We start from the raw sequence: 21,460 nt of genomic DNA on the forward strand, positions 1-21,460 counted from the left end.
ATTTCTATAGTAGTTATTGAGTATGGATGCTTATTGAAGAAGGTCATATGTATTTTGCGTTTAGCCTCGAGCCTGCCCACTATGCCAATAGTTATTTTAGGCTATCTTTTGGTATACGTCTTATAGCTAAAGGCATAGTTATGCCGATGATCTGCGGGATGGTACTCTTCGGAAACAAGGGTCCATACGTTCTCATCGATTTCTGGAAAAAAAGTGTCGGCATCTTCAAAAGTTCCGTGTACACGGGTCAGTTCAATCTTGTTGGCGTATTTTTCGGCGAGTTTATAGATTTCGCCTCCGCCAATGATATATACCAAGGCATCGTTCGATGCCAAGGCAAGGGCATCTTCCAAAGTATGTACGACCTGGGCCTCGAATTTTGGACGGTAAGATTCGTTACGGGTGATGACAATGTGGGTGCGGTCGGGCAACGGGGTGGAAAAACTATCGAATGTTTTCCTGCCCATTATGATCTTATGGCCAGATGTTAATTTTTTAAAACGTTTAAAATCATCGGGTAGGTGCCAGAGCAGGTCATTGTCTTTCCCTAATGCATTGTTCTCGCCGGCAGCGGCTATCATACAAATCGTGTTCAAAGGTCTATAGCTTTTTGATTAGTGGACGTTTCTTAAAAGGGTTGCAACATCGGTTATTCCTCTGTCTTTTTATTGATTTGCGACATCGGGAAATCGGTCTCGATTTGTTTCTGCATTTCAGCTATCCGTTTTTTTTGCTTTTGAACCAGTTTTTCACGTTGAGCCCGTTCCCACTCCCTTCCCATGAATTTCTGCGTCACGAAGACATTGACAAGGTGAATGGCAAAAAGGAAGGCCCAAAAGGTAATGGCCCAAATGAACCAGTCGTAAGTATCCCAATAATTTAATATTTTGTTCACGAAGATCAAGAATACGCTGCCTATTAAGAAAATCACAAAATGTACATACAGCCTTTTCTTTTGCTTTATGCGCCGTTGCGCGTTTTCTAAAAGCTCGTGTTGTTCAAGATTTAGTTCTTGCTTGTTTTTATTTTTTGCAAACATGTGAAAGCCTACCTTTATATCACAAAGATACAGCAATTACCAAATACGATTTTCACCCTATGGAACAAACGCGTAAAAACTTTCCCGTATTAAGTCAATATGTCTATGCGAATACCGCAGCGGCGGGCTTATTGAACGACAACCTCTTGGAATGGCGCCAAGAACACGATCTTGATTTTTTAATTGGTGGCAGTACGATGAAGACAAAGGCAATGATGGAGTACATTCCCAAAGTAAGGGAAACGGTCGCCTCGTTTTGTGGCAGCAAAACGGAGAATACGGCCTTGGTGCCCAATTTTTCGATCGGCCTGAATATGTTGTTGGAAGGACTCCCAAAGAACCACAACGTATTACTTTTGAAAAACGATTATCCTTCGGTCAATTGGCCTTTTACAAGTAGGGGGTTCCGCATTTTTTATGTGGACATCGATGAACATCTGGAAGACCGGATTTTCAATACTATTAAAGAAAACAATATATCGGTACTTGCCCTAAGTGTGGTACAATGGGTGAACGGAATCAAGATTGCCCCTGATTTTTTACAGCTGCTCAAAGAAGAATTCCCCGACCTGATCATTATTGCTGACGGTACACAATTTTCTGGTACTACCGTTTTTGATTTTGAATCATCGGCCATTGACGTGCTCGGTACAAGTGGCTATAAGTGGCTCTTGGCGGGCTACGGGAACGGTTTTATGTTGTTCAAAGATCATATGATGGATCAATTCTCGGTTAAGACCATCGGTTTCAATTCATCCGATATCGATTTAAACGGACGTGATCAGGTGCGCTTCGCCAAATTTTTTGAACCTGGCCATTTAGATACCTTCAATTTTGGAAGCCTCAAATTTTCATTGGATTATCTTGAGGGGTTGGGCATGCACGCCATTGAGGCACAGCTAAACACTTTGTCCCAAAAGGCTAAAACAGCCTTTGCCGATCTCGGGCTTCTGGAAGATGCGGTAGTAAAAAGGCCATCACATAGTACCATTTTCAAAATCAAGGATGACGCCGATAGGTTCAACAAACTGACCGATGAAGGTGTGGTTTGTTCCCAAAGAGGAGGGGGCGTGCGGTTGAGTTTTCATTTTTATAATACAGAAAAGGATGTAGAAACTATCGTAAAAATCTTGAAAACAACTATATAGCACATACGTATTTTCAAAATATCAACCCTTTTTTATCGAAGCGTTATTAATTGATGCTAAAATTTTACGAAAATGATAAAAATGATTTTAATCATTGTATATGAGCATTTTAATGCATTAGTTTTGCCCAAAATATAAAACTCAAATAGCAAAGTTTACTAATTAAAAATAAATGTATTATGGCAATTTCTAAACAGTATTTAAAATCTAAACCAGTGTGTAAAGTTACCTTTACGGTACCAGCTGAAGAAGCGAAAAAAGTAGCCGTTGTTGGTGATTTCAACAATTGGAAAGCGACAAAGGCAAGTTCTTTGAAAAAATTGAAGAACGGTAATTTCAAAGGCACCTTGGAACTTCCCAAGGAAGGTTCTTTTGAGTTCAAGTATATCATTGACGGAGATTACGTCAACGAGGCGGAAGCGGATAGCTACAAATGGAACGATTATGCCGGAGCGGAAAACGCCGTTCTAGAGCTTTAATCTAAAAAAAGAAGCGTACAAGGCCGGTGTATTACGTAACACCGGCTTTTTTATGCCCGAAAGCGTACGGTTTTTTAGGGTTGGAAAAAGAGAACAGAGCCCATTCTTTTATGGCTATACCTTGCGGAAGACATAATCTTTGAAGCCCTGTGCGTCATCACTAAAATCACATACAATTTCGAATCCTGATTTTTGGGCAAGCTTTTTTATCGTGTTTTCGTCGTATTTCTGTGAAATCTCGGTATGAAGGGTTTCCCAGGCTTGAAAATCGACAGTCAAACCTAGTTTTTCGATGGAGATGGTTTGGGCTTCCTTGGCGACCAAATAGCTTTTGGCGGTGCCGCTTTCAGGATCATACACTTCCCAGTGCAAGAACTTTTCAGTATCAAAATTTCCGTCCAGTTCACGGTTGATACGTGCCAAGATGTTTTTGTTGAAGGCCGCCGTTATTCCGGTCTCGTCATTGTAAGCGTTTAAAATGGTATTCGGGTCTTTTTTCATATCGAAACCGACGAAAAAAAGGTCATCGGTATGCATGAGTTGTTGAATGCGGCCTAAAAAATCGATGGCTTTTTCATGCATCAGATTTCCGATATTCGAGCCTAGAAAAAGAATGATTTTTCTAGTGCCGTTCGCAGCGTTAATTTTTTTCAGGGCCTCAAAGTAAGTGCCTTGTTGAGGTTCGATCTGGAGCTCCGGTAGCTCATTATGCAATGATTGTTCAAGAACTTTCAGCACTGTAGGGCTGATATCGATGGGTTGATAGGTGAACTCGTAGCTTTTCGCGATCAAATGTTTCAGTAAAATTTTGGTCTTCTTACCATCACCGGCGCCCAATTCTATTAATTTGAATCTTTGGTCTCCACGGGCGAACAGGTGCCCAATTTTCGCCTTATTTGCCGTTAAGATATTGAACTCATAGTCGGTCAAATAGTACTCGGGCATGTTCATGATATCTTGAAAGAGCTTATCGCCCGTTTCATCATAAAAATACATGGACGACAGGTGTTTTGGAAAAGCGGTCAGGCCGTTATATACTTCTTCCTCGAATTTTGTTTCGAATGCGATTTCAACTGTTTTTTGCATGGAACTTTAGTCTATAGGTTTTGAAGAGCCTTACTGAAGGTTCTGTTATTTCGCCAATCGAAGGCCCGTAAACTGCCATCTAAGCGGGGGTTGAAAAAAATTGCGATAGGTAGCACGGGTATGGTTTTTAGGGGTGGCAACCGATCCGCCGCGCAACACCTTCTGATTGACCATAAACTTACCATTGTATTCGCCCAAGGCTCCGTCTGCCTTTTTATAGTCAGGGTAGGGTAGGTAGGCACTCTCGGTCCATTCCCAACGCCTGCCCCATGTAAAGAGAACTTGTGCAGCTTCCCATTCGAATTCGGTGGGCAGGCGACAGCCTTTCCATTGAGCATAAGCGAAGGCCTCATAATAAGATATGTGGGTCAACGGTGCGTTGTTGTCGATTTCTTGAAGCCCTTTTAAGGTGTAATGATGCCATATGCCATTGATATGGTGCCAGTAGAGTGGAGCTGTAATCCTTTGTTGGTTTACCCAGTCCCACCCATCGGCATGCCAAAGCTCGAATTTTTGATAGCCGCCGTCTTCTACAAAAGCTATAAAATCTTTATTGGTCACCAACGTATTGGCAATTTGATAGGGCTGTAGGTACACTTTGTGCCGCCCTAATTCATTATCATAACAGAAGCAATCGGAATGGTGCCCGATTTCATAGATGCCTTCCGACATTGAAATCCAATCTCGGGAATGGCTTTCTATGGCATGTTCCTCAAAATCAGTTGAATACTTAGGAAGCAGGGGATTGTTTCCCAAAATATATTTGATGTCGGTTAGCAATAGTTCCTGATGCTGTTTTTCGTGATGAACCCCTATTTCGAGAAGGTCGTACCATGCTTTAGGCCGATGGTTTTGAAACAGTGTCTTTATGACTTCGGTGACATACCTGCGGTACGCATAGATTTTTTCTACCGAGGGGCGTGATAGGTTGCCACGGTCTGAGCGTACGACCCGCTTGCCCACAGTTTCGTAATAACTGTTGAAAACAAAGGCAAAATCTTCATCGAAAAGGCGGTACTCGGGCGCATGTGCCTTGAGAATGAATTCTTCAAAGAACCAGGTCGAATGGCCCAAGTGCCATTTAGGCGGTGAAACGTCGACGATGGGCTGCACTACATAGTCTTCGGTTTCAAGAGGTCTACAAAGATTTTCGGTGTGTTCACGGGTTTCCAAAAAGAAATCCAAAAGGGAATCTGTAAGTACCATAGGGTGCTGAAATTATACGTTAAATATAATCATTAGACGAATGAACTATAGCCCAATGGTATTTTTGATTGATGCAAATAAAATGGACGAATCATCCGAAGTTGTAATTAATTTGCTATTTTTCATATCCATAAATAAATCTAAATTCAATACGATGAAAAGAATTACCCTAGTGGCCCTCTTGATATTTGGGGCGCTACACATTTCAACGGCCCAGAAGCCAAAATTCAAAAAGGCGTTCAATGGCAAAAATTTCAAGGGCTGGGTAGTGCCACAAGACAATATCTGGTGGTCTGTGAACGATGGAGTCTTATTGGCAAAGAGCGGTCCGGAAAAAAAGGGTAGCATTCTGTGGACGGAAAAACTTTATAAGGATTTTATCATCGAAACCGATTTTAAATATGGGGAAGGCACGGTAGATACCGGAATTTTCCTCCGTACCGAAGACCAACAAATACAAATGGGTATTTCCGGTTCATTAAAGCGCGATATGACGGGTTCTCCTTATATTCCTGGAAAGGGCTACCCTGTAGAGGCCGAAGGGGTGGCCGAACTGTTAAAGCCGAACGAATGGAATACGATAAAGGTAAAGGCCGTTGGGCCCGAGTACACTATATGGCTCAACGGAGAAGAGGTGCTGAAATACGTGTCTTCGGATGTGCCCGCGATGGGATCTATCGGTCTCCAATTACACCCGGGACGGGAAATGACCACCAGCTTCAGAAACATACGCATTGCAACGCTTGAATAAAGGCGTGCCCCGCTATAAATCCTTCGAAATAACGATTCAAATCATAAAACAAACATTAGAAATGGTTACAAATTATGCCGTGCTTTTAACAACAAAGCGAATAGTCACTATAGGACTGATAGCCCTACTTTTTTCATGCAAAGGAGAGCCTAAAAAAGAGATGGTTGACCAAAGCGAAACGGAGAGCGAAAAGAAAATACAACTCGTTGAAAACGAAGCGGAGAAGAAAGTCGATGTGATGATCGACGGTAAGCTGTTCACTTCGTACCGCTGGCCGGATAACATCAAGAAACCCGTACTGTACCCTTTAGTGACGCCAGAAGGCACAAAGATTACACGTAAATTTCCGTTGGAGCCCTCTACGGGAGAAAGGGTAGATCATCCGCATCATGTGGGGCTATGGTTTAATTATGGCGATGTCAATGGTCTCGATTTTTGGAACAACTCAGATTCGATCAAGGTCGAAGATCGGGACAAGTATGGTACCATTGTACATAAAACGGTCGAAAGTATGGAAGATGGAGACGATCAAGCCCGTTTGAAGGTGGCTATGGATTGGGTCGCGCCCGATGGTACGGTATTGCTCAACGAGCATACCACCTTTGTTTTTAGGGATACGGATGATGTGTATTCCATCGATCGCCTGACTACGTTGACCGCGCCGAACGAAGATGTACTTTTTAAGGATAATAAAGAAGGAATGATCGGGATCCGTGTGACCCGTGAATTGGAACTGCCTTCCGACAAACCCGATATTTTTACCGATGCGAACGGCAATCCGACCAAGGTCGCGGTACTCGACAATGAAGGTGTAAACGGGGATTACATCAATGCAGAGGGAATTAGAGGATTGGATACCTGGGGCAAGCGGTCGAATTGGAACAATTTGACCTCCCGAATCGGTGAGGAAGATATATCATTGGCTATTATCGACAATAAGTCGAATGTAGGGTCACCGACCTATTGGCATTCCAGGGGGTACGGACTCTTTGCGGCCAACCCACTAGGGCAAAAGGTCTTTAGCGATGGGGAGGAAGAACTGAACTACGAGCTTAAAAAGGGCGAAAGTGTGACCTTCAAATACCGTATTCTTCTTGCCAGTAAAATTTTGGATGCCGAAGATTTGAATGCCAGCTTTTTGAAGTTTTCCCAAGAATAGTAGGAAATACGTGCGTAGCTAGATATTTTTACAGTGACACTAATGAAAGGCCCCTATAATTACTGTAGGGGCTTTTTTGTGTTTGGGATCCATTGGAGTACTGATTGAATTTTAATAGCCCTAAGTTGGGTCTGTCATTCCGTGCTTGACACGGAATCCATTTTTCTCTTTGGCTTTCGTTCCTGATGTGGATTCCCGCGTTCGCGGGAATGACAATGGGTTTTCGTTTTTGTCATTCCGTGCTTGACACGGAATCCAGTTCTTGTATTCGCCCGTCGTTCTTGGTGAGGATTCCTGCTTTCGCAGGCAAGACAATGGGTTTTCGTTTTTGTCATTCCGTGCTTGACACGGAATCCATTTTTCTCTTTGGCCTTCGTTCCTGATGTGGATTCCCGCGTTCGCGGGAATGACAATGGGTTTTCGTTTTTGTCATTCCGTGCCTGACACGGAATCAATTATTGATCCCATTCCTCAGCCAAATCGTGCCATTGTCGATTGTCTTTTTCAATCAATTCAATTTTCCACTGCCGTTTCCACTTTTTTAGCCGCTTTTCCCTTAAAATGGCGTCTTCGACAAATTGAAATACTTCATAATAGACAAGCTTGTCCAAGCCATATTTTTTGGTGAATCCATCTATTGATTTTTGCTTATGTTCGAGAACTCTCCGTTGCAAATCGTTGGACATACCGATATAGAGCGTTCCGTTCTTTTTGTTGGTCAGAATGTATACATAATATTCATGAATATTTTTTGACATAAAGACTCGGTTATAAAATCTGTTCTCTTTGGTTGGTTCTGTACCTCCCTGTACGGCGGGTTGAGCCGAAGTGAGTCGTTCTTCTGGAGACGTATGGCCTGCTTCGCTTATTTCAAGTTGTCATTCCGTGCTTGACACGGAACCCAGTTCTTTTATTCGGCTTTCGTTCTTGATGTGGATTCCTGCTTTCGCAAGAAAGACAAATGGTGCTTTTACTGCCTGTCATTCCGTGCCTGACACGAAATCCAGTTCTTGTCTTCGGCCGTCGTTCTTACTGTGGATTCCTGCTTTCGCAGGAATGACAACGACTCCGGTTTTTCTGTTTATTTCAAAGTTGTCATTCCGTACTTGATACGGAATCCATTTTTCTCTTTGGCTTTCGTTCTTGTTGTGGATTCCTGCTTTCGCAGGAATGACAGTGGGTTTTCATTTTTGTCATTCCGTGCTCCGACACGGAATCCATTTTTCTCTTCGCCCGTCGTTCTTAGTGTGGATTCCCGCGTTCGCAGGAATGACAAGTGGTGCTTTTATTACCTGTCATTCCGTACTTGATACGGAATCCATTTTTCTCTTTGGCCTTCGTTCTTGGTATGGATTCCTGCGTTCGCACGAAAGACAAGTGGTGCTTTTACTACCTGTCATTCCGTATTTGATACGGAATCCATTTTTCTCTTTGGCCTTCGTTCCTGATGTGGATTCCCGCGTTCGCGGGAATGATAAAACCTATACCGCCACCACGCCCTTGATATGGGGATGCGGATTGTAGTCTACCAAGGTAAAGTCCTCGAACTTAAAATCAAAAATATCGGTCACTTCGGGATTGATCCGCATCTTTGGAAGCGGTCGTGGTTCACGGCTCAATTGCAACTCGACCTGCTCCCTATGGTTGTTGTAGATATGGGCATCGCCAAAGGTGTGGATAAACTCCCCCGCTTCATAACCGCATACCTGCGCCATCATCATGGTGAACAGGGCATAGGAGGCGATATTGAACGGTACTCCCAAAAAGATATCGGCACTCCGTTGGTAGAGCTGGCACGACAGTTTGCCGTTGGCCACATAGAACTGAAAAAACGCATGGCAGGGGGGGAGGGCCGCCTTGCCGTTGGCCACGTTTTCCTCGAAAGATTTTGAGGTATCGGGCAGTACGCTGGGGTTCCAGGCCGAGACTAACATCCGGCGGCTGTTCGGGTTGGTTTTAAGGGCCTGCACCACCTCTTTGATCTGATCGATTTCATCGTTGTTCCAGTTGCGCCACTGATGGCCGTATACGGGCCCCAAATCACCATTGTCATCGGCCCACTCGTTCCAGATGCGTACGCCGTTTTCTTGAAGGTACCCGATATTGGTGTCGCCTTGGAGGAACCAGAGCAATTCGTAAATGATGGACTTTAAATGCAGTTTTTTGGTGGTGACCATGGGGAAACCTTCACTAAGGTCGAACCGCATCTGATAGCCAAAAACACTGAGGGTACCGGTACCGGTACGGTCGCCTTTGGCATTACCTTCTTCCAGTACATGGGCGAGTAAGTCGTGATATTGTTTCATTTCAATCTACTATTTTTTCTTTTTTAAGGGTATCGGCTATGATTGCGTTGTGGAATAATCCCCAGGATTATTCTGCAGAAATCCAGCCGTTTGATTTATACTTATATTTTGGTGTGGCACAAAACCACAATAAATTATAGCCATTGTTGTAGCCAGTTTTTTTAACCTCTTAGGCTGTACTTATCGATTATTTCTTTACGTCTTTCGTGATACATTTTAATTCCCCATTCTTTTTGAATTTCATCAACTTTTTCCCAAGCCGCTTTGGAGTCGAGTGAAATTCCGTTTTTAATCAATTTCTCACGTAAATCCCAAATTCTTTGTAGCATTATGTCAAAATTTTGGTTTGGGTAAATCTCAATAAAATGCACAGGTTCATCTTCTTCATTCCAAAATCCGTGAATCTTTTTTCTCGGCCTAAAATGCCAGCCACCTTCTGGAACTTTAACTATTGTCTCTTCCACCATAACGGTCAAAGTGCCTGATAATACACGAACTATTTCGTCTAGCTCATCATGGGAATGAGGTGCAGGACCACACATTTTTGGTAGCAGCTTCAGTTCAACGGTTGTTAGTTGGTCACCCGTTTGTTCATAGCTAAGTTTTATTCTTTTATCATTTGGTGGAATGTAAAGTGTATCTGCGTCGATATTTTTTTTAATTGAATCAGTTTTTGAAGGATTTCCGTTGCATCCTATCAATAAAGCGCTGCCAAAAATAGTAGTGTTCTCAATGAATTTTCTTCTTTCCATTATGGTGATTTTAAATTGGCTACAACGTAGGAATTTGATCCATACTCATATTTCCAATCTACCTCTAATAGCAAAATAAACGACTGTAAAAATACGTCAATCAAGCCATTACGGAAAGGTCGTACAACGATGAGTTTTCAGATGTTATCAACGGGTTTGGCGAAGGTCATCGGAAAAGCTACCCCTGAATCCTTTACTTGTACCACAGAACAAAATAGGTGGTGCCGATATATCGGTAACCACATTGGTTAGCAAGTGGCCAAGCTTATTATAGCTTATAATCATACAGATGCTGGTGAATCCGCTAAAGTCGGATATCACATATAAAGCCTGTGCTGAACTTGATTCAGTAATGCGGAGCAAGTTATATTAAAAGAAAAAAGTGGTTTAAGATAAAAAGTACATATTAATTAACTTTAGATAATCGGTCTAGGGCTTTTCATAGGATACTGTGTTGCCTGCAGTGAGTTGTTTAAAAATTATATGTTTTAGGTTTACTGAAATTTATATCAAACATTATTTCAGCGTGACCACTTGGCGCATCGTATGGAGCTTTTTCAATCACGGATGGGTTTGAAGGATAAGTTCCATTATTATAAATCATTTCTTTAAATTCTCCTTCGGATTTTGTAAGTAATATTCTCCAACCATTTTTCAAAGTCTGTTCTGCAAATAAAGGAGTTCTTATTACAGTAAATTTAGTGATAGGCTTTAATTGGTTGTTTAGAAGCAATATTGTACAGCCACCAGATCCACAAAAGTAAGATGTCATTAAATTAACGAATACTTCATTTTCCCCGTCATTATTCAAGTCAATTTGATAAAACTGAAATTGTCTTTGGCCTTCAGGGATCAATTCTAAATCTCCTTCTGTCAAGAATTTAGTTGTTATATAGCTTTTTATTTTGTCCGCTAACTCGTCGTCTACGCTTTGTTTTACGAAATCACTTACTAGTGCCTCTTTTTCTTCTATTGGAATGGATTCTTCTTTTTCGGTTTTAACCTCTTTACTTACCTCTATTTTGATATTTTTTGAACTCTTATTTTTACAAGAGTTAAAAAATAATCCAGCAAGAATTACAATTATTAGTAATATATGTTTATTCATATTTTGGTTTTTTTGCGCATTGCAGGCAACGGTCACGGTTATCGCCAGTCGGCGGAGTAAGGGACGCGGCTTTGTCGGCTTAGTATTGGTTTGTTGGTCAAGTTAATTATTTTCTTTCTAACGGTGCCGCTTATTGGCGATGAACCGTTGTTGTGCGCTGTGATTTAATTGACTTTTAAAGTTACTGGTTCCAATTTCAATTTGTAAGGATTCAAATTCATTTTTTCGAATTTTGGAATATGATTTAATTCTTTAAACTTATTAATAATAGACTTTTCATCTTCTTCTTTTGCTCTGTATCCAAAAATTACTTTGGAAACTAATTTATGATCAAAAGGAACATTAAGATTTTTACCTTTGTTTTGAATTATTACATCAGGATGATTATTAGCAAACTTAAGGTCATAGATCAACCTGACTTCTTGCTCATATTCCCAAATTTTATCTTTATTTAAAACAACAAACCTTCCTAAATCACCTGAATTTTTATGTTCTGAATTTCTTTTATCAAATAAGCTCTCTGGATAAATTACCTCAGACGGATTTCCTAAATATTTTACTTTCGAAAAATCTATTTCGAAGCATACTTGAGTGTGATTTTGAGCATAATGTGACCACATTAAATATGATTTGTCAGAGGTATAAGTTTTTGAAAAGCAACAAATATATACAGAACCGAAAACATCAATAAATGCTTTTTCTGATTGCTTTTTCACAAACTTGTCGCCATATTTTAAATATTTATCCCATTCTAAAGGCATCAAAAAAGGACTATTATCCAGTGGGTCATTAAATTGATCAGCTCTTGATAATCTAAGTTTTTTAAATTTTAAGGTGTTTTCTAATCCTTCGAAACTTATAAATCTATAAGCTTTGTTATTATAAGTATTATACGCGTCAATCATTAATTTTAAGCAGAATTTTTATGATCATTGTAACACATTTCTTTTATGGTGGGAGTGCGGAGCACGTAACGACAAAAGTCAGCTTAAGCTGAATATGTTACAACGTTTTGGCTATGAGCAGTAGCGTCCCGCAGGGCGCTATTGCTTATAGGTTTTGTTGTGCTCAGTTTTTTCTATTCAATATATTCACAATTTTCACCTACGACTTTCTGTATTCTCCTTTTTGCTATTCGCTTAGGAATTTCACCATTTAATGTGATGTCTAGGTGCGTATGGTCATCTGACATATTCTCTAATAAAACTTCTTTTACTCCACTTATTTCTGGAATTTGGGAAATAAATTTTTCAATTTCATCTAGTGGTCTATCACCGAAGCAGATAGTTATATGATTATGGTCTGATTTTTCAGATTCGAAAAGAGAGACTTGATCTCTTCGAGATATTCTTTGTGAGCGTAGAACCATTTCTCTTAATGATTTAATCTCGTCCATTATAAGATCTTCTTTGGTTACTTCTTCCGTGTCAATTTTAGCTACTTTAAACGAACCAAAATGCTTTAGGAATGTACTGTAATCATCAGATTTACTGGCTTTTTCGTGGGTCTTTTTAATCTTCTCAGTTAGCTTCTCTTTGAATTCTACAATTTTAGAAAACCTTAAATCTCTTGGATACTCCAAATGCTCAATAGGTGAAGTGTCGAAACTATAGCTTGTTTTATTATCCTTAATGATTATAGTAGGCTTGTCAAAAGCCAATCTCATCCCTAATTCGAACATCACATTTGGATTTTTCCCACTTACGTCACAAACCAAAATTGGATTTTCATAAAGATTTTGAACAATCCTTTTCTGAATTACACCAATGTCTTCTGAATTACTTACCAAATTCGGAGTGAACCCTGCATTCTCTATTGATTGAGAGATTATTGTTAACATTTCTTTCCAATGCGCTTCAGACAGTCCATCAATTTCAGATATGGGCATTACTATTCCGCAGGTCTGATTTTCTTTTTTCATTTCTTTATTTTAATTGAGCACAACACAGGAATATAATCATTGATCATACATTCCTTATATCTATTTTAATAGAATAGGTAGAGGTAAAAATACGGTAATCAAGCCGTTACGGAAAGGTCGTACCACGACGATTTTTTAGGAGTTATCAACGGTCTAGCGAAGGTCATCGGAAAAAGTGCCCCTGAAGCCTTCACTTGTACCACAGAACAATATAAGGGGTGCTGATATTTCGGTACCCACATCGGCTAGCAAGTGGCCTAGCTTATTATGGCTTATAATCATACAGATGCTGGTGAATCCGCTAAAGTCGGATATCACATATAGAGCCTGTGCTGAACTTGATTCAGTAATGCTGAGCAAGTTATATCAAAACAAAAAAGGTGGTTTAAAATAAAAAGTACATATTAATTATCTCTAGAGTACTGGATTAGGGCTTTTCATAGGACACATTGCTAGCGGTTCGTTGTTTTCTCCCTATTTTTATTTTCCTGTCATTTTTTTAAATTTTTCGATGTCAAGAAATATTATGCCCCAGTTATGGCCGTCTAAATCTTCTATATTTCTAATTTGCATATAGCCTTCGTCAATAAGCTCTGTTGGTTCCGTTCCACCTGCTTTTAAACCTTTAGCCATAATTTCATTCACCTTGTCAGGGCTTTCTACAGGTAGGGTAAATGTTGCAATTCTGTTTTTTTTAGGGTCAGCTAAATCTTTTTTCCCTCCTGTTTTGGACATCTCCAGGGTCTGTAACATTATATAGATTTGGTCAGTCCAAACCATACATTTTTGATTGTCAAATGTGAACAAAGGATTTATTGTAAAACCCAATTGTTTGTAAAAGTCCATTGATGCTTCTACGTTTTTTACTGGTAAATTGATAAATATTTGTCTCATTGTCTGCTAAGTCGTTTGACCATTTATTAATCCACTTTGGTTTGCTTTATTTTTATAGGGTTCATGTACAATGACCGCTAACGGTTTAGCTAAGCGTAGTGCGGAGATAAGGAAACATTTCGTTTCCGTCTGCGCACGAAGCTAAAGCTTATTGTTTAGTTTTATTTTTCTTGTCCAAAGCTAAATCCATAAGATTTAGCGACTTTATAAATATACTCAGCCTTTCTGTTTTGCCCTAAGGTCTGCATTACGTTTAGGTGGTGTTAGCAGCGGATTTTTTATTGCATTATTTCTATCGCTTTTTCCAGAAACTCGTCCCTACCTTCTTTTATTCCCTGTACTGTTTTTTGAACATAAACATCGGGTAATATACCTATTCCATATAGTTGAGAGCCGTCATGTTTGACAACTTTCATTCCAGTCCAATTAATTTTAATTTCGCCAGGGAGAATGAACGTATTATAATTACCATTAGTGCCAGCAGTTGGTTGTCCAACTATGGTTGCTAAGTTATATCCTTTTACAAATGCCATTAGACTCTCCGCGTAACTTATAGCTTTTCCATCGGTGATAACTACCACCTTTTTATCTCCCAAATAGGGTGATTGGGGTTTGAAAAAACCGTTCCAGTTCGCTGTCAAGTAATCTTTTGGTTGTTCGTGGTCTGGATATACGATTTTAGGAATATACATCCACGCCTTTGTAGTGTCACCAACTTTCATCAAATGTCTTATAATCTCACCATTTTGATTGGGATAACCTCTTAAATCGAATATTAGTCCAGTACTTTGCTCTAGCTCAGGGAGTAAGTAGTTGAAGGTTTCCATGTCCAAAATACTTAGGTTTATGTAGTGGATTCCTTTTTTGATTTTTTTGTAGGGATTGTATGATTTTGCATAACTATATGGTTTTTGGTCTCTAGTAACTTAAATTGTTTTAGAACTAGTTTCAATTGTAAATTTGGAATCTTTCTCACCTTTAATTGAAATTTCTTCAGCTTTATAATTTAACCGACCTAAAGTTCCTGCAGATATCATGGAACCAATTTCATCAATATAAGCGCTTGAAGTAACTCCATTTATTTTAATAATTTCATCACCTATATTAAGTCCAATATCATCACTCCAGACATGTGTTACTATTAATTTATTATCTACCCACTCCCAATAGAAGGCAGGTGTATAATGACCTTCATTAATTCCTTTTGTCTCTATAGCTATATGACCATCTTTTAGAGGTGCTGTCATTTTACGGAGGGTTGTAAGGTGATCTTTTAAAGTGAAATCACTAAAAGATCTATTTAAAGCAATTTCCAGTTGCTTTTCCCAATCTAATTTTAAGACATCGAAATAGGGGAAAAAATGTTGGAAAACATTATGAGTGTTTATGATATTTCCAAGTCTGAAGGCTATTGATCTCTCATCAATTTTATAATTATTTAGGTTAGTGCTAAGAGATTCTAACTTTTTATTATTCGATTTTGGAATAGTACCCGTTTCATTTACGTGAACCACTAACGGGATGGACAGAATTTGATTGCCATGCATGGTTACCTGAAGAATTTCTCCAAATTTTGGACGGTATGATATAGTATCGTTTTCAGCGTTGGCAATTATACGCTGACTATAATAAGGTCCATTTTCAAGAGACATTCCAAATCCAACCCCTTGATGAAACCAAAATTGTTCATGAAGATTATCGGAATAGGTTGCATTTTTTCTTAATAGGTTATCATCGGCGGAATCGGAAAATCTAATTGAAGGTGCAATTGGAGAAAATAGCGAATCAATTGTTTTTAAAAATCCCTCATTGGTCTCACTTTTCAAAACCTTGTCTACGGCATAGATTGAAAATTTATCCCAGTCTAGAGTAAAGGCTTCATCGCTTGGATGAAAATATTTTACATAACCATAAATCTTAGAGAAGGTTTTAAGGTTTTTAATCCTTGAGGAACTAATGGGTAAGTCAGATTTTGGTGAGCAACCTATGAAAAGAATTATTAGAATTATGGTTGCCTTTTTAATCATGGTTTTTCAAATTTGCTGCTAACGTAGGAATATGATCAATACTCTTATTTCCCATAGGCTGGTAATAGCAAAATAAGCGAATATAAAAATAAGGCAATCAAGCCATTACGGAAAGGTCGTACAACGATGACTTTTCAGAGGTTATCAACGGGTTTAGCGAAGGTCATCGGTAAAGCTACCCCCGTGTTTTCCCTTTTTGAATTTTGCTTGGTTAAAGGCCGATGATTGTCCTTTAGGGATGGTCAGGCTTTTCCAATCGGCGCCTTTGATCATCCGTCCGATATAGGCGATCTGGCCGATATGGTAGGCATAATGGGCCAATTGGCGGTTAATGGCCTCGACGACGGTGTGCTTCTGATTGCGGATATAGATGTCGGTATTGACATTTTTTTCAGTAATGGAATCCAGAGCGTTGAACAGGCACGCCCAACCTTCGTTCCAGCGAGTGACAAGCTCCTCTTTGGTCTGTATGACGGACTCGAACTCCCTATCGCGATCACGCCATGGTTTTTCCCCATCGGAGGTCAGAAAATCGGTCCACCGTGACATCATATTGCCATGCAGATGGTTGACGATAATAGCAATCGAGTTGGAGGCCTCGTTATAGGAAAAGAACAGATCGGCTTCTTCCAATTGGTCAAACGTCTTTTCCCCGACCGATTTATAATATTCGAATTGCTGTTTGATGCTATGGAGATACGTGTGTACCATATGCGTTTTTTTAGAGGTTTCCTGATATCTTTTCCTTAGGTTTTCAATACGCCCAGATAGGTCCGCCAGGGGCCGACCTCCTGCTCATATTGCTTGGCCATTACCCGTGAAATCTGTGCGATATGGTTCAGGTCGTGAACGGCCCAAGTGGCAATGAGTTGGCGCAGCGTCACTTCGCCCAGTTCGGGATGTACCCCCTTTTTGTCGAAATCAGACGCTTGAAGCTGTAGCGCGGCCAAGGCTTCGAGATTGTGATTGCGCAATGAATCGAATTCTTTGAGCAGAGTGTCCAGGGACCCTTGGCTTTTGTCGTTCATCTGGGCAAAACGATCAAAAGGCTGGAATACGTTATCTTTTGTATCGTTCATTATTATTTGGGCCCGCACCAGCCAATCGGTTTTTTCGCCCTCGATAAGATGGCCGACAATATCATATGGACTCCAAGTGTCCTGACCTTCGTTGTGATGGGTCCATTCCCTTAAATGCCCTTTTAATAGTGCTTCAAGCACCTTAGGGGTCCGGCGTAATATTGCTGTCGATTTTTTTAAAGAAAATGTCATGGCAAAGTTCTAGGTTCTATACAGGGTCACCACCTAATTGGAACCTTCAACGACGAAATTAGCATATTATTTGGAGGGAATCGTCATAGTGTCCCATACCATGACCACTTTACCCCGGGTATGCATTTTTTCGATATAGGCGATGGCTTCGGGGATTTCGGAGTAGGGATATACTTTTTCAATATGGGGCTTCACTTTTTTCGCATGTATAAGGTCGGCCAAAATAGATAGGTCTTGGGTATTGGCTTCCGCCGTAAAATGGCCAAGGGAAAAGGTGCTGAACGCCTTTTTTAGCAGTACCCCCATAAAATGCCCGAGTGTGGTAAAACCGACGATTATGCCCCGATGTCCCATGCGATTGAAATCTTCAAAAGAAAGGTTACCATGGGTATCGACGATCAGATCGTATTTCGCGGTATGGGCGTGTATGTTCTCGGTATCGTAGGCGATTACATTATCGGCACCGAGCGATTGCACAAAATCAACATTCTTGGTCGAACAGACCGCCGTCACTTTCGCCCCATAGGCCTTGGCGATTTGCACCATAAAATGACCTACGCCGCCCGAAGCACCGTTGATCAAAATCGATTCCCCTGCCTTTAGTTTTCCATGCGTGGTCAGGGCCTGTAACGCAGTCAATCCGGCAATGGGCACAGCGGCCATCTCTTGAAAACCGCTACCCTCGGGAATTTTGGCACACATCTGGGCCGGTGCACAGGCGTATTCGGCAAAGGCCCCGCCTTGCAACAACTCCCCGAACACCTGATCACCAATGTGGTAACCTTCGACTTTGGGGCCTATGGCTTCAACGATACCGGCAAAATCGGCACCCAGAATTTTATCCTTGGGTTTGAACAATCCGAAGGAAAAACGCGCAAAAAAGGGCTCGCCCCTAAGAATATGCCAATCTGCCGGGTTCGCGGAATTTGCACACACCTGCACAAGAAGCTCCCCTTCTTTTACCTGGGGCTTTGCCTCATCGGTACATTGAAGAATTTCAGGACCCCCGTATTGCGTTTTGGTAAAGGCTTTCAATCGCTGGTTTTCTTGGGTTTTTAACTATGCAATATCATAGATGCCTTGAAGGTACGCAATCTACTCGAAATGCTCTATGCACTTAGGGCTACGGGCTATCCTAAGATCATTCCAGCGATAGTGGCCGAGAGCAAGGAGGCGAGCGAACCGCCCAATACGGCGCGCATTCCGAATTCAGAGAGGGTCTTGCGTTGGCCGGGCGCCAACGATCCAATGCCCCCGATCTGAATGCCGATGGAAGCAAAGTTGGCAAACCCACAGAGCATGTAGGTCGCCATAATGATCGATTTTTCAAAACCAAAGTGCTGTGCACTGGCCATATCTTTTAAGGTTGCCAACTGGGTATAGGCCACGAATTCACTAGAGGCCAGTTTGATGCCCAAAAGTTGGCCCATCATCGTAATGTCTTCGCTCGCCACCCCGATAAGCCACATCAAGGGCGCGAACAGCGTACCGAGAATCGCTTCGAGCGACAGCTGTTCATAGTCGGAATGTGCGGCCACAAACCCGTTGAGGTGTGTCAGGTCGCCAATGAATCCGAAAATACCGTTCAACATGGCGATAAATGCCACGAAGACCAAAAGCATCGCCCCGACATTGACCGCCAATTTAAGACCCTCCGTGGTACCATTGGCAATGGCATCCAAGAGGTTGGAACCGATTTTTTCGGTAGATACCTGAATGGCCCCATCTATTTGCTCGGTCTGGGGATACAATATTTTGGAGACCACGATCGCTCCGGGGGCCGCCATGACCGAAGCGGCGATGAGATGACGGGCAAATTCAAGGCGTAGGGCCTCGTCGTTTCCGCCCAAAAAACCGATATAGGCCGCTAAGACTCCCCCGGCCACAGTGGCCATGCCCCCGATCATTACCAAAAGAATCTCCGACTTGCTCATTTTTTCCAAATAGGCCTTGATCATTAAGGGCGCTTCGGTCTGCCCCAAAAAGATATTGCCGGCGACGGAAAGGCTTTCAGGGCCCGATATGCCTAGCGATTTGGTCAGTAACCAGGCCAAACCCTGTACGATTTTTTGAATAATGCCCAAATAGAAGAGTACCGAGGTTAAGGCGGAAAAGAAAATGATGGTGGGCAATATCTGAAAAGCGAAGACATAACCAATATTAGGATTTTCAAGATTCATTAAATTCCCAAGAAGAAATTCGCTTCCAGCTATCGTAAAATTCAAAATCTCGTTAAAAACTTGCCCTAAAAAGGTAAAAATATCGCGAATGAACGGTACTTTGAGGATGCAAATGGCCATGGTGAGCTGTATGGCCAACCCAATGCCTACGGTTTTCCAGTTCACGGCCTTGCGATTGGCACTGAATACATAGGAGATTACGATCAAAACCAACATGCCGAGTAAACCCCGCCAAATACTTTGAACGCTAAAACCTTGATTGGGTACGATTTCAGAGGCTTGTGGCGCTATCTCATCGAAAGGGAGGGTATCGACCATCGCGGTGGCCGGGGCATCTTGTGCGAACAGGGGAAGGGAAAGACATACAACCAGCAATAAAATCCATGGTTTGATTTTCATAAAATGCCGGCTTGTTAAAAAGTTAGTCAATTACGCTTTGAAATCTCATCGCGGAGTTTGGCGGCCTTTTCGTAGTCTTCACTGGCTACCGCCTTCTCGAGTTCCTTATTCAATTCGTCTATCGAAAGTTCGGTATAACCGTCAGTGGCACCCGATTCAATTTCTACGGTCTCGCCCTCCTGCAATATCTCATCGACCATTATGCTTTCGTCATTTTCTTCTTTTTCTTTGTCCTTGGGTGAAAACTTAAGGAATATACCAGCTTTGTCAAGAATGGTCTTATAGGTGAAAATAGGGGCATTGAAACGCAGGGCCAAAGCAATGGCGTCACTCGTACGGGCATCGATGATTTCTTCTATCTTATCACGTTCACAAATAATACTGGAATAAAACACCCCATCGACCAATTTGTGAATAATGACCTGCTTGATCACGATATCGAAACGGGTCGCAAAGTTTTTGAAGAGATCATGGGTCAAAGGTCTAGGGGGTTTGATTTCCTTTTCGAGGGCAATGGCAATGGACTGTGCTTCAAAAGCACCGATAACGATAGGTAGTTTTCGATCGCCTTCGACCTCGTTCAAAATTAAGGCGTAGGCCCCATTTTGGGTTTGACTATAGGAAATACCTTTTATTTTCAACCTGACTAAGCTCATACATCTAAAAATACAAAAAGCTGTTTAAATATTTGGGCGTACCAGTGTATTTAAACAGCCCTTTAAGCCGTGCAAATTAACAAAATTTAAGTGTTTTGTGCCTTAAATTCCTTTAATTTTTCGACGAGTTCGGGTACCACTTCGAAGGCATCGCCGACAATTCCGTAATCCGCTGCCTTGAAAAAAGGGGCCTCAGCGTCGTTGTTGATGACCACTTTCGTTTTAGAAGCGCTCACCCCGGCCAAATGTTGAATGGCACCGGAGATACCGATGGCGATATAAAGATTGGCCGCTACGGGCTTGCCCGTTTGGCCTACATGTTCGCCATGGGGCCGCCATCCCATATCGGAAACAGGTTTAGAGCAGGCCGTGGCAGCACCGAGCACATCGGCCAATTCTTCGATCATGCCCCAATTCTCGGGTCCTTTTAACCCGCGACCGCCCGACACCACGATTTCGGCATCGGCGATAGTTACTTTACCTGCCACTTTGTCTACTTCCATCGATTGTACCCCGAAGTCGCTATCGGTCAATTCGGGAGCAAAACTTTCAACGCTTGTCTCGACTTGGTTTTCGTTCTGGCCGAAGGCATTGTTCGAAACCCCAACGATTTTAATGGCTGTCGTTATTTCAGTATGTGCAAAACCTTTGTTGCTGAAAGCGGTGCGCCTTACTTTGAAAGGGGAGGTACTTTCAGGAGCCTCCACGACATTAGGCACATAGCCCGCCTTTAACTTGGCAGCCAGCATCGGAGCTAAAAATTTACTATTGGTACTTGAACTTACAATAATGACCTGCGCCTCTTCATTTTGGCAGGCTTGAGCCAAGGTCTTGGCATAGGCTTGGGCGTTGAAAGTGGCCAAGCGATCATCGGAGACATGCAGCACTCTACCGACCCCATAATTGCCCAAGGTGTTACCGTCAGGGGCGTTAAAGGCCACCGCGGTTACCGAGGTACCCAATTGGTCGGCCACGGCCTTGGCGTACGAAGCCACTTCAAAGGCATTCTTTTTAAATTTTCCGTTTTCTGATTCCGTATATACTAAAACTGACATAATTGTTTTTTATTAACTCCCTG

At 41.7% G+C, this 21,460-nt stretch carries 23 protein-coding genes; 4 read left to right on the top strand and 19 right to left on the bottom strand.

Features of this window, described 5'->3' with window-relative positions; all coding sequences use genetic code 11:
• Positions 1-101: 101 nt before the first annotated feature.
• Complete coding sequence (locus tag F2B13_RS16470) at positions 102-581, bottom strand: dihydrofolate reductase (RefSeq protein WP_149277484.1); 480 nt, start codon at positions 579-581, stop codon at positions 102-104.
• Positions 582-649: 68 nt separating this feature from the next.
• Positions 650-1,039: a 2TM domain-containing protein gene (locus F2B13_RS16475; RefSeq protein ID WP_149277216.1), complete on the bottom strand. Its 390-nt coding sequence runs from the start codon at positions 1,037-1,039 to the stop codon at positions 650-652.
• Positions 1,040-1,098: 59 nt separating this feature from the next.
• Here F2B13_RS16475 and F2B13_RS16480 point away from each other — a divergent pair, with 59 nt between their 5' ends.
• Both F2B13_RS16480 and F2B13_RS16485 read left to right on the top strand, forming a co-directional pair.
• Positions 1,099-2,187 carry an aminotransferase class V-fold PLP-dependent enzyme gene (locus F2B13_RS16480; protein WP_149304683.1) on the top strand — a complete coding sequence of 363 codons (1,089 nt, stop codon included), beginning with the start codon at positions 1,099-1,101 and terminating at the stop codon, positions 2,185-2,187.
• Between the two features lie 179 nt (positions 2,188-2,366).
• On the top strand, positions 2,367-2,666 hold the full coding sequence (locus F2B13_RS16485) for an isoamylase early set domain-containing protein (protein WP_149277218.1): 300 nt from the start codon (positions 2,367-2,369) through the stop codon (positions 2,664-2,666).
• 114 nt (positions 2,667-2,780) lie between these two features.
• Here the strand turns inward: F2B13_RS16485 and F2B13_RS16490 are convergent, their stop codons facing one another.
• Positions 2,781-3,752 carry an L-histidine N(alpha)-methyltransferase gene (locus tag F2B13_RS16490; RefSeq protein WP_149304684.1) on the bottom strand — a complete coding sequence of 324 codons (972 nt, stop codon included), beginning with the start codon at positions 3,750-3,752 and terminating at the stop codon, positions 2,781-2,783.
• Between the two features lie 45 nt (positions 3,753-3,797).
• Positions 3,798-4,958, bottom strand: coding sequence for an ergothioneine biosynthesis protein EgtB (gene egtB / locus F2B13_RS16495; RefSeq protein ID WP_149304685.1), 1,161 nt, complete (start codon positions 4,956-4,958; stop codon positions 3,798-3,800).
• A 154-nt stretch (positions 4,959-5,112) separates the two neighbouring features.
• Between egtB and F2B13_RS16500 the strand changes: the two genes are divergently transcribed.
• Positions 5,113-5,709 (top strand): 3-keto-disaccharide hydrolase, encoded by a 597-nt coding sequence (locus F2B13_RS16500; protein ID WP_149277221.1) that lies wholly within the window; start codon positions 5,113-5,115, stop codon positions 5,707-5,709.
• 61 nt (positions 5,710-5,770) lie between these two features.
• On the top strand, positions 5,771-6,868 hold the full coding sequence (locus F2B13_RS16505) for a DUF6807 domain-containing protein (protein WP_198440153.1): 1,098 nt from the start codon (positions 5,771-5,773) through the stop codon (positions 6,866-6,868).
• Positions 6,869-7,323: 455 nt separating this feature from the next.
• On the opposite strand, the gene F2B13_RS16510 is transcribed toward F2B13_RS16505, so the two are convergent.
• The 15 genes from F2B13_RS16510 to F2B13_RS16580 all read right to left on the bottom strand — a co-directional run bounded on the left by F2B13_RS16510 (position 7,324) and on the right by F2B13_RS16580 (position 21,437).
• Positions 7,324-7,626, bottom strand: a complete 303-nt coding sequence (locus F2B13_RS16510) for a GIY-YIG nuclease family protein (RefSeq protein WP_149277222.1) — start codon at positions 7,624-7,626, stop codon at positions 7,324-7,326.
• Between the two features lie 723 nt (positions 7,627-8,349).
• Positions 8,350-9,174, bottom strand: coding sequence for a thymidylate synthase (locus F2B13_RS16515; RefSeq protein ID WP_149277223.1), 825 nt, complete (start codon positions 9,172-9,174; stop codon positions 8,350-8,352).
• Positions 9,175-9,335: 161 nt separating this feature from the next.
• Positions 9,336-9,926 (bottom strand): cupin domain-containing protein, encoded by a 591-nt coding sequence (locus F2B13_RS16520; protein ID WP_149277224.1) that lies wholly within the window; start codon positions 9,924-9,926, stop codon positions 9,336-9,338.
• A 472-nt stretch (positions 9,927-10,398) separates the two neighbouring features.
• Positions 10,399-11,034 carry a hypothetical protein gene (locus F2B13_RS16525; RefSeq protein WP_149277225.1) on the bottom strand — a complete coding sequence of 212 codons (636 nt, stop codon included), beginning with the start codon at positions 11,032-11,034 and terminating at the stop codon, positions 10,399-10,401.
• 164 nt (positions 11,035-11,198) lie between these two features.
• Positions 11,199-11,939, bottom strand: coding sequence for a DUF2971 domain-containing protein (locus F2B13_RS16530; RefSeq protein WP_149277226.1), 741 nt, complete (start codon positions 11,937-11,939; stop codon positions 11,199-11,201).
• Positions 11,940-12,112: 173 nt separating this feature from the next.
• Positions 12,113-12,955, bottom strand: a complete 843-nt coding sequence (locus F2B13_RS16535; protein WP_149277227.1) for a hypothetical protein — start codon at positions 12,953-12,955, stop codon at positions 12,113-12,115.
• 480 nt (positions 12,956-13,435) lie between these two features.
• Positions 13,436-13,849: a VOC family protein gene (locus F2B13_RS16540; protein ID WP_149277228.1), complete on the bottom strand. Its 414-nt coding sequence runs from the start codon at positions 13,847-13,849 to the stop codon at positions 13,436-13,438.
• Positions 13,850-14,127: 278 nt separating this feature from the next.
• Positions 14,128-14,676 (bottom strand): S41 family peptidase, encoded by a 549-nt coding sequence (locus F2B13_RS16545; protein WP_149304686.1) that lies wholly within the window; start codon positions 14,674-14,676, stop codon positions 14,128-14,130.
• Positions 14,677-14,775: 99 nt separating this feature from the next.
• Positions 14,776-15,876 carry a hypothetical protein gene (locus tag F2B13_RS16550; protein ID WP_149304687.1) on the bottom strand — a complete coding sequence of 367 codons (1,101 nt, stop codon included), beginning with the start codon at positions 15,874-15,876 and terminating at the stop codon, positions 14,776-14,778.
• Between the two features lie 153 nt (positions 15,877-16,029).
• Positions 16,030-16,587, bottom strand: a complete 558-nt coding sequence (locus tag F2B13_RS16555) for a DUF1572 family protein (protein ID WP_149277230.1) — start codon at positions 16,585-16,587, stop codon at positions 16,030-16,032.
• A gap of 35 nt (positions 16,588-16,622) precedes the next feature.
• Positions 16,623-17,147 carry a DinB family protein gene (locus F2B13_RS16560; RefSeq protein WP_149277231.1) on the bottom strand — a complete coding sequence of 175 codons (525 nt, stop codon included), beginning with the start codon at positions 17,145-17,147 and terminating at the stop codon, positions 16,623-16,625.
• Between the two features lie 66 nt (positions 17,148-17,213).
• A complete protein-coding gene (locus tag F2B13_RS16565) occupies positions 17,214-18,182 on the bottom strand; it encodes an NAD(P)-dependent alcohol dehydrogenase (RefSeq protein WP_149277232.1) in 969 nt (322 codons plus the stop codon).
• A gap of 95 nt (positions 18,183-18,277) precedes the next feature.
• A complete protein-coding gene (locus F2B13_RS16570; protein WP_149277233.1) occupies positions 18,278-19,726 on the bottom strand; it encodes a NupC/NupG family nucleoside CNT transporter in 1,449 nt (482 codons plus the stop codon).
• Between the two features lie 26 nt (positions 19,727-19,752).
• Positions 19,753-20,382 (bottom strand): bifunctional nuclease family protein, encoded by a 630-nt coding sequence (locus F2B13_RS16575; protein WP_149277234.1) that lies wholly within the window; start codon positions 20,380-20,382, stop codon positions 19,753-19,755.
• Positions 20,383-20,468: 86 nt separating this feature from the next.
• Positions 20,469-21,437 carry an electron transfer flavoprotein subunit alpha/FixB family protein gene (locus F2B13_RS16580; protein WP_149277235.1) on the bottom strand — a complete coding sequence of 323 codons (969 nt, stop codon included), beginning with the start codon at positions 21,435-21,437 and terminating at the stop codon, positions 20,469-20,471.
• Positions 21,438-21,460 lie beyond the last annotated feature (23 nt).

Source organism: Pareuzebyella sediminis, from assembly GCF_008367235.1.
In the GTDB taxonomy this organism is placed as follows: Bacteria; Bacteroidota; Bacteroidia; order Flavobacteriales; family Flavobacteriaceae; genus Pareuzebyella; species Pareuzebyella sediminis.